This window comes from Stenotrophomonas sp. GZD-301, assembly GCF_049310345.1.
GTDB lineage: Bacteria > Pseudomonadota > Gammaproteobacteria > Xanthomonadales > Xanthomonadaceae > Stenotrophomonas.
This window is the reverse complement of record NZ_JBMOWY010000047.1, coordinates 22,681-30,936: the sequence shown is the minus strand read 5'-3', so window position 1 is coordinate 30,936 and position 8,256 is coordinate 22,681. Positions and strand designations below refer to the sequence as shown.

Genomic DNA, 8,256 nt, shown 5'->3' with positions numbered 1-8,256 from the left:
TTTCTTGTTGCGGGGAGAGTTGCTTTTGGTGGGGTTTCCTTGCCTGGACCCCCCCCCCCCCCCCGGGCCATCGCCCACACCGCCATCGCCACCGCCGCCACACCGGCGCCGGTCACGCACACGCCGGTCCACCCGTATGCGCCGTACACCTGCGCCGACACCAGCGACCCCAGCGAACCGCCGATGAAGTACCCGGTCATGTAGCCCGCGTTGAGCCGGTTGCGCGCCTCCGGGCGCAGCGCGAACACCACGTTCTGGTTGCTCACATGCAGCAGCTGCGCTGCCAGGTCCAGCACCAGCACGCCCACCACCAGCGCCACCAGCGACTGCGTCGAGAAGCCCAGCGGCAGCCACGACGCGGCCAGCAGCACCAGCGCCAGCGTCGTCGCCAGGGCCGCCTTGCCGCGGTCGGCCATCCGGCCGGCCACGCCTGCCGCCAACGTACCCGCCGCGCCCACCAGACCGAACAGCCCGATCGTCGCATCGCTGTAGTGGTACGGCGCACCCGCCAGCAGGAAGGCCAGCGGCGTCCAGAACATCGCGAACATCGCAAAGCTCAACGCGCCCAGCAGCGTGCGCAGGCGGAACACCGGCTCCTCCACGAACAACGTGCCGATCGAGCGCAGCAACGCGCCGTAGCCCAGGCCCGCATGCTGATGGAAGCGCGGCAGCGTGCGATACAGCACCCAGGTCGTCAGGACCAGCGTGACGGCCGCCATCCAGTACACCCAGCGCCAATCGCCCAGCGACGACAGTGCGCCGGCCACCGTACGCGCCAGCAGGATGCCCAGCAGCAACCCGCTCATCACCGTGCCCACCACCCGGCCACGTTCTTCCGGCCGCGCCAGCGTGGCCGCGAACGGTACCAGCACCTGCGCCACCACCGAGAACAGGCCGGTGATCGCCGTGCCCACCACCAGCCAGACGAACGTATGGCTCAGTGCGCTCACCACCAGCCCGGCCGCCGACAACAGCGACATCACCACGATCAACCGCCGCCGCTCGAACATGTCGCCCAGCGGCACCAGCAGCACCACGCCCAGGCCATAGCTCAACTGCGCGGCCGTCACCAGCATCCCGGCGCGCCCGAAGGACACCCCGAACTCACCGGCAATGGTGTGCAGCAGCGGCTGGGCGTAGTAGTTGCTGGCCACCGCCACGCCCGTGGCAAAGGCCATCAGCAGCACCTGCCAGCGGCTCAGGGGGGTGTGGACATCGGCGGTCATACAGCTTCCAGACTTCAGGGGGACGCCAGTGTCCGCCTCCCTGCGTGATGATGGAAATGAATAGTTATCATCCAACGCATCTGAAAATAAGATGGGTGATGGAGATGCCGGCGTGAACCTCAAACAGCTCGAGTTCTGCGTGGCGCTGGCCGAAGAACGCAACTTCACCCGTGCCGCCGCGCGCTGCCACGTGGTGCAGTCCGCGCTCAGCCACCAGATCGCCCATCTGGAGGAGGAGCTGCAGGCCACCCTGTTCGAACGCCTGCCGCGCCAGGTACGGGTCACCCCGGCCGGCGAGGTCCTGCTCACCCACGCGCGGCAGGTGCTCGACGCGCTGCGCCACCTGCGCGAAGACGTCGCTGCCGTGGCCGGCCAGGTGCGCGGCACGCTCACCATCGGCCAGATCACCTCGCTCACCGCCGTGGACCTGGTCGCCTGCCTGGCGGCCTTCCACACGCGCTACCCGCAGGTGGAATTCCGCCTGCGCATGGACAAGAGCGAAGTGCTGATGGAAGACGTGCGCGAGCGTCGCGTCGATGTCGCCCTGGTCGGCCTGTCGCCGGGCACCGCCATCGACGGTGCCTGCCATCGCCTCCTCGCCGAGGAATCGATGGTGGCCGTGCTGCCGCCCGCGCACCCGCTGGCCGGCCGCAGACGGCTGTCGCTGGCCACGTTGGCCGAGCTGCCGCTGGTGGATTTCCAGTACGGCAGCGGTGCGCGCCGTCAGACCGACGAAGCCTTTGCCGCGGCCGGGTTGCCGCATCGGGTGCCGTTCGAGATCAACCACATGTCGCTGATCGAGCGCTTCGTGCAGCAGGGGCTGGCAGTGGGCATCGTGCCCGCGCAGATCGCCGCCGGCTTTACCGGCGTGGCCTGTGTGGCCATCCAGGATGCGCCGGTGCGGCGCGTGCATGCGGTGTGGTCGAAGCTGCCCACACCGGCGGCGCGGGCGTTCATGGACGAACTGCTGCAGCACGTGGCCCCGCAGGCGGAGCCACGGACCGGCGTGGGGCTCAGGCGCCGCGCACGCGCAGGGTCAGGCCCTTGAGGAAGTTGCGCAGCAGTTGGTCGCCACAGGCACGGTAGTTCTTGTGGTCCGGCTGGCGGAACAGCGCCGACAGCTCCGGCTTGGACACCGGGAAACCGGCCTGCTGGAAGATCTCGTGCATGTCCACGTCCTTCAGCTGGAAGGCCACGCGCAGCTTCTTCAGCACCAGGTTGTTGGTGATGCGCTTTTCCACCGGGCGCAGCGGCTGGCTTTCGTCGCGGCCGCGGAAGTGCACGATCAGCCCGTCCAGGAAGTGCGCCAGGGTGCGGTCGTCGCAGGCAACAAAGCCTTCTTCGTCTTCCTTGCGCAGCCAACCGGCCACGTCGGCCTTGTCGACCACGAAGGCCGGGTCGGCCAGGGCACAGGTGTCGACGATCATGCCGTCGCTGAGGTCGAGCATGTAGCGGATGCTGCGCAGTACATCGTTGTTGATCATGTGACGTCCAATACCGCCGGCGCGGCTGCGCGGCTGGCGGCCATTTTACCCCCTGCCGGCCTCAGCGCCCGGCGCGACCGGTGCGGCTGTCATCTGGCTGCCATGAAAGTGAAGCACAGTGCCGCCATCGAGCACGTCCAGGCAGTGGAGCAGGCAATGCGCAGGTGGCAGGTGATGGCGGGTGTGGGGATGCTGTGGCTGGCCGGAACGGCGGCCGCCCAGGCCCCGTATGTGGCAATTGAAGCGCGCGTGGACCCGCAGGAACTGGCGCAGGTAGGGCTCAGCCCGGACCAGCTGCAGGCCCTGAACCGCCTGCTGCGCGAGGCTGACGCCCGCACCCCGGCCGCGCCGGTGGCGGCCGCCCCGATGGCCGCGCCGGGCGTTCCGGCCCCGGGTACGATGTTCCCCGGCCTGGACGACGGGCCGATCAAGGCCAAGGTCACCGGCCAGGTGGATGGCTGGGCGCCCGGCACCGTGTTCACCCTGGACAACGGCCAGCAATGGCAGGTGCTCAAGGGCGAGATGACGCTCAAGGCCAGCCGCAGCAACCCCGACATCGTGGTGGTCCCCGGTATTGCCGGGCGCTGGTTCCTGCAGGTGGATGAGGACCTGCCCAAGGCGCGCGTGTTCCGCATCCGCTGATCGGTGCGAAAATGCGGGGGATTCCCACGGAGTACCCCGATGACCCGTACCGCTCTGATTACCGGCGCCACCTCCGGCTTTGGCGCTGCCGCCGTCCATCGTTTCGCCCAGGCCGGCTGGCGCGTCATCGCCACCGGGCGCCGTGCCGAACGGCTGCAGCCGCTGGTCGACGCCTACGGTCCCGAGCGCGTACATGCCGCCGTCTTCGATGTGCGCGACACCGCCGCGATGGAGGCCGTGCTGGCCGCCCTGCCGGCAGACTTCGCGGGCATCGACCTGCTGGTCAACAATGCCGGCCTGGCCCAGGGCACCGCCCCGGCACAGAGCGCCTCGCTGGACGACTGGCGCACCATGATCGACACCAACGTCACCGCCCTGGTCACCCTGACCCACCGTCTGCTGCCGCAGCTGGTGGCGCGCAAGGGCGCGATCATCAACATCAGTTCGGTGGCGGGCGTATACCCGTACCCGGGCGGCAACGCCTACGGCGGCACCAAGGCCTTCGTCAGCCAGTTCTCGCTGGGCCTGCGATCGGATCTGCACGGCACCGGCGTGCGCGTGACCACCATCGAACCGGGCATGGCCGAAACCGAGTTCACCCTGGTGCGCACCCACGGCAACCAGGCTGCCTCGGACACGCTCTACACCGGGGCCAACCCGATGACGGCCGACGATATCGCCGAGCAGATCCTGTGGGTTGCCAACCTGCCGGCGCATCTGAACATCAACCGGCTCGAAGTGATGCCGGTCAGCCAGTCGTTCGCCGGCTTCCAGGTCGCCCGCGACTGAGGACGGCAAGGCGCCTACGCGCCGCTCCGGCCGCGCAGGCGCTGCGTCCGACAAGCGCCGCACGTTGTGCGGGAGCCGACCAACGGTCGGCTCTACCGGTGGTGGGCTGGCGTCATGCCGCCGTCCACACCGCCAGCTCGTACCCGTCCGGGTCGCGGAAGTGGAAGCGTCGCCCGCCGGGGAAGGCGAACACCGGCTTGCAGATGGTTGCGCCGGCCGCTTCCAGCCGCTGCTGGGTGGCCGCCAGATCGTCGGCGTACAGAATCACCAGCGGGCCACCGGGCACCACCGGTTCGCCGGTGGTGAAGCCACCGCACAGGCGCCCATCGTTGAACTCGGTGTAGGCCGGGCCGTAGTCGGTGAACGTCCAGCCGAACACCGTGCCGTAGAACGCCTTGCTGCGGGCGATATCGCCCACGTTGAATTCGATGTTGTCGATGCGGCGGTCGTTGCCGTGTGCATTGCTCATGGAAGGTCTCGTGGTGAAGGAAGGTCCAGCATCGCCGGTCGCAGCGTACCGGTCTTGAACAAAACGGCCAGTCAGTCACGCCACTGGGCGCAGAGCGCGGCCGCCCCGATCCCGGTCAGTGCGCGCACTTCCCGGCTCAGGTGCGACTGGTCGGCGTAGCCGCCCTCCAGCGCCAGCATCGCCAGCCCATCGCGTGGTCGCGCGCGGGCCAGGGCCAGCAGCCGCTGCAGGCGCAGGATGCGCTCCAGCATCTTCGGCCCGTAGCCGAACTGCTCGTGGCACAGCCGGCGCAGGCTGCGCGTGCTCAGCTGCAGCGTCGTCGCCAGCGCGGACAGATCCGTGCCGCCGCCCCGCACCTGCGCGAACACCGCCGCCGCCGTTGGATGGGGAGCGCGCGCGCTGCGCGGCAGCAGCGCAAGCTCCCGTGCAAACAGGCGCTGGCGCGCGTCGGCATCGCCGACCGCAGTCAACCGCGCCGCCATCCGCCGCGCCGGTACGCCCAGCAGGGCGTCCAGTTCCACCGCTGTCCCCACGATCTCCGACATCGGCAGCCCCAGCCAGGCACGTGCGGCGCCCGGCTGGAAGCGCGCGCCCAGCACCTGCGCACCGGGCGTCAGCTGCGGGTGGGCGGCCACCACATCCGGCCCCACCACGTACAGCCGGCCATCGCGCCACAGCAGGTCCACGCAGCCGTCGGGCAGCACCGCCACCTCACCACCGTGACCCATCGGCAGATCGCTGCGCCACAGTTGGCCGAAGTCGCCGTGCAGCGTGGCCGGCGGTGTCCATTCGCGGTAGCGGCCGGTGGCGCCTGCAACGCCGGGAAGGGCGGCAGGATCGGAAGAAGAAGGCATGTGCGGACGATAGCGCAGCTGCACGTGCGGGCCACCGTTGGTCTCGCACAAAAAGAAACGCCGGCCTGCGGCCGGCGTGTCGAACTCTCCCGGGAACAACAGCCCGCGATTACTGCGCCTTGATCGCCATCGCCTGCAGCCCGGTGCCATCCAGCTTCTGCTTGGCCTCGGCCAGCTCGCCGGCGCTGCCGTACGGCCCCATGCGCACGCGGTACACCGTCTTGCCGTTGATCTGCGCCGATTCCACCCGTGCCGCCAATCCGATCATCGCCAGCTTGGCCTTCGTCGCCTCGGCATCGCCGGAGGCCCCGAACGCGCCCGCCTGCAGGATGTAGCGCACGTTGCTGTTGGCCGACTCGGCGGCGGCCGTCGCCGGAGCGGTGGCACCCGGCTTCGGTGCGGCCGGCGTGGTGGCCGCCACCGGTGCGGGCGCGGAGGCCGGCGCGGTGCTGGCCGCCGGACGCTCGCTGACCGGCGCCGGCAGCGTGGCCGGGCTGGTCGTGGCCGGTGCGGTGGTGGCCACCGCCGCCGATGCGGCAGGGGCCGCCGTCACGGTCGCCGGGGCAGCCGGTACCGGACGGCCTTCCAGGGCGGCCTGCGCGCGCTGCGCCTCGGCCTTCGCGCGGCGCTGGTCTTCGGCGCGCGCGCTGGCGGCCAGCTCCGCATCGGACATTTCCACTTCCTTGCCGGGCAGCAGGGTGTAGAAGTCGTATTGCGTGGCCGCCGGCTTGGCTGGTTCCGCAGGCTTGGCCGCACCCGGCTTGGGCAGTTCGCTGCCCACGTCGGTTTCGGCGTCGCTCACCGGCGCCGGCTGCGCCGCCGGGTTCGGCTGCGGGCCCACCCGCAGGAAGCCGTCGCCGTCGCTTTTGAACAGGTTCGGTGCCGCCAGGAACACCACGGCCGCAATCGCCACACCGGCAACCAGCCACACCCATCCCGGCGTGCCCTGGTTGCTGTTGCGTCGTGCCTGGCTCTTGCCGCGTCGTGCTGCCATTTACTGCTTCTCCACTGCTTACATTTTTTCCGGGGCGGAAACGCCCAGGATGTTCAGACCATTGGCCAGGACCTGGCGCGCGGCGCAGGCCAGCGTCAGCTTTGCATTGCGCTCGGCATCGTCGGCCACCAGCACCTGCGTGCCGTGATACCACGTGTGGAACGCGTGCGCCAATTCACGCAGATACTGCGCGATCAAGTGCGGTTCCAGTGCCAGACCGGCCGCTTCCACCACTTCCGGGAAGCGCGACATTTCGATCATCAGCCACAGCGATGCGTCGTCGTTGAGCGTGGCCATCCCGGCCAGCCCTTCGCTCGCCGTGTAGGACAGACCCTTCTCCTGCGCCTGGCGCAGCAGGCTGCAGACGCGGGCATGCGCATACTGCACGTAGAACACCGGGTTGTCGTTGCTCTGCTGGCGCGCCAGATCGATATCGAAGGTCAGCTGCGAATCGGGCTTGCGCGCGATCAGGAACCAGCGGGTCGCATCGCGGCCGGCTTCCTCGATCAGGTCACGCAGGGTCAGGTAGCTGCCGGCACGCTTGGACAGCTTCACTTCCTCGCCGCCGCGCATCACCGTCACCATCTGGTGCAGCACGTACTCCGGCCAGCCCTTCGGGATGCCCACGTCCAGCGCCTGCAGGCCGGCGCGCACGCGCGCCAGCGAACCGTGGTGGTCTGCGCCCAGCTCGGTGATCGCGCGCTCGTAGCCGCGCTGCCACTTGCTCAGGTGGTAGGCCACGTCCGGCAGGAAGTAGGTGTAGGTGCCGTCGGACTTGCGCATCACGCGGTCCTTGTCGTCACCGAAGTCGGTGGAGCGCAGCCACAGCGCGCCGCCTTCCTCATAGGTGTGGCCGGCGGCATTGAGCTGGGCCACGGTCTCTTCGACCTTGCCATCCTTGTACAGCGAGCTTTCCAGGAAGTAGATGTCGAAATCCACCCCGAACGCGGCCAGGTCCTGGTTCTGCTCGTTGCGCAGGTAGGCCACCGCGAAGCGGCGGATCGCATCCAGGTTGTCCGGGTCGCGCTCGCCCACCACCGAATGGCCTTCCAGCTCCACCGTGGCGCCGGCCAGGTAGGCCTTGGCCACGTCTTCGATGTAGTCGCCGCGGTAGCCCGCTTCCGGCCAGCCGGCGTCATCGGGCTTCAGCCCCTTGGCGCGGGCCTGGGTGGACAGCGCCAGGTTCTCGATCTGCACGCCGGCGTCGTTGTAGTAGAACTCGCGCTTGGCGTTCCAGCCGTTCACTTCCAGCAGGCGGGCCAGGCAGTCGCCGATCGCCGCCGCGCGGCCGTGGCCCACATGCAGCGGGCCGGTCGGGTTGGCCGAGACGTACTCCACGCCCACGGTGCGGCCATTGCCGCTCAGGTTGTGGCCGTAATCGGCCCCTTCCTTCAGCACGCCGGCCGCTTCGCGCTGGTAGGCGCTGGGGGCGAGGTGGAAATTGATGAAGCCCGGGCCGGCGATCTCGACGCGCAGCACATCGGCGCTCTTGGGCAGCGCATCGAGCAGCGCCTGGGCCAGGGCGCGCGGGTTGCTGCGCGCCGGCTTGGCCAGCAGCATCGCGGCATTGGTGGCGAAATCGCCGTGCTCACGGGTCTTCGGGCGTTCCACCACGAATTCCGGGGTCAGGGTATCGGCCGGCAGAGTGCCGTTGGCGCGCAAGGCTTCGATGCCTTGGCTGATCAGGGCGCGGAGGAGATTTTTCACAAGGCCTGCTTTGAGACTGGAGCGGCGGAATCGGTAATTTTAGCCCAGAAGCCGCCCCGATCCATTGAACGGGGGTAGAGCAGGGCGGGGA

Annotated in this window: 9 protein-coding genes; 3 read left to right on the top strand and 6 right to left on the bottom strand. The window is 69.3% G+C overall.

The window, feature by feature from the left end:
• Positions 1 to 1,226 (bottom strand): MFS transporter (locus ACO6VK_RS13115; RefSeq protein WP_422507779.1); only part of this gene is annotated, 1,226 nt, incomplete at its 3' end.
• Between the two features lie 112 nt (positions 1,227 to 1,338).
• Between ACO6VK_RS13115 and ACO6VK_RS13110 the strand changes: the two genes are divergently transcribed.
• Complete coding sequence (locus ACO6VK_RS13110) at positions 1,339 to 2,274, top strand: LysR family transcriptional regulator (RefSeq protein ID WP_422507777.1); 936 nt, start codon at positions 1,339 to 1,341, stop codon at positions 2,272 to 2,274.
• Here the strand turns inward: ACO6VK_RS13110 and ACO6VK_RS13105 are convergent.
• Positions 2,240 to 2,710 (bottom strand): DUF1456 family protein, encoded by a 471-nt coding sequence (locus tag ACO6VK_RS13105; protein ID WP_017357042.1) that lies wholly within the window; start codon positions 2,708 to 2,710, stop codon positions 2,240 to 2,242. The two genes, ACO6VK_RS13110 and ACO6VK_RS13105, sit on opposite strands and share 35 nt — an antisense overlap.
• Positions 2,711 to 2,812: 102 nt before the next feature.
• Here ACO6VK_RS13105 and ACO6VK_RS13100 point away from each other — a divergent pair, with 102 nt between their 5' ends.
• Both ACO6VK_RS13100 and ACO6VK_RS13095 read left to right on the top strand, forming a co-directional pair.
• Complete coding sequence (locus ACO6VK_RS13100) at positions 2,813 to 3,352, top strand: hypothetical protein (protein WP_422507775.1); 540 nt, start codon at positions 2,813 to 2,815, stop codon at positions 3,350 to 3,352.
• A 39-nt stretch (positions 3,353 to 3,391) separates the two neighbouring features.
• A complete protein-coding gene (locus ACO6VK_RS13095; protein WP_422507773.1) occupies positions 3,392 to 4,141 on the top strand; it encodes an SDR family NAD(P)-dependent oxidoreductase in 750 nt (249 codons plus the stop codon).
• Between the two features lie 112 nt (positions 4,142 to 4,253).
• On the opposite strand, the gene ACO6VK_RS13090 is transcribed toward ACO6VK_RS13095, so the two are convergent.
• The 4 genes from ACO6VK_RS13090 to argS all read right to left on the bottom strand — a co-directional run bounded on the left by ACO6VK_RS13090 (position 4,254) and on the right by argS (position 8,165).
• Positions 4,254 to 4,610 carry a VOC family protein gene (locus tag ACO6VK_RS13090; RefSeq protein ID WP_422507771.1) on the bottom strand — a complete coding sequence of 119 codons (357 nt, stop codon included), beginning with the start codon at positions 4,608 to 4,610 and terminating at the stop codon, positions 4,254 to 4,256.
• Positions 4,611 to 4,681: 71 nt separating this feature from the next.
• Positions 4,682 to 5,464, bottom strand: coding sequence for a DUF6597 domain-containing transcriptional factor (locus ACO6VK_RS13085; RefSeq protein WP_422507769.1), 783 nt, complete (start codon positions 5,462 to 5,464; stop codon positions 4,682 to 4,684).
• A gap of 109 nt (positions 5,465 to 5,573) precedes the next feature.
• Positions 5,574 to 6,458 (bottom strand): SPOR domain-containing protein, encoded by an 885-nt coding sequence (locus ACO6VK_RS13080; protein WP_422507767.1) that lies wholly within the window; start codon positions 6,456 to 6,458, stop codon positions 5,574 to 5,576.
• A gap of 18 nt (positions 6,459 to 6,476) precedes the next feature.
• Positions 6,477 to 8,165 carry an arginine--tRNA ligase gene (argS, locus tag ACO6VK_RS13075; RefSeq protein WP_422507765.1) on the bottom strand — a complete coding sequence of 563 codons (1,689 nt, stop codon included), beginning with the start codon at positions 8,163 to 8,165 and terminating at the stop codon, positions 6,477 to 6,479.
• Positions 8,166 to 8,256 lie beyond the last annotated feature (91 nt).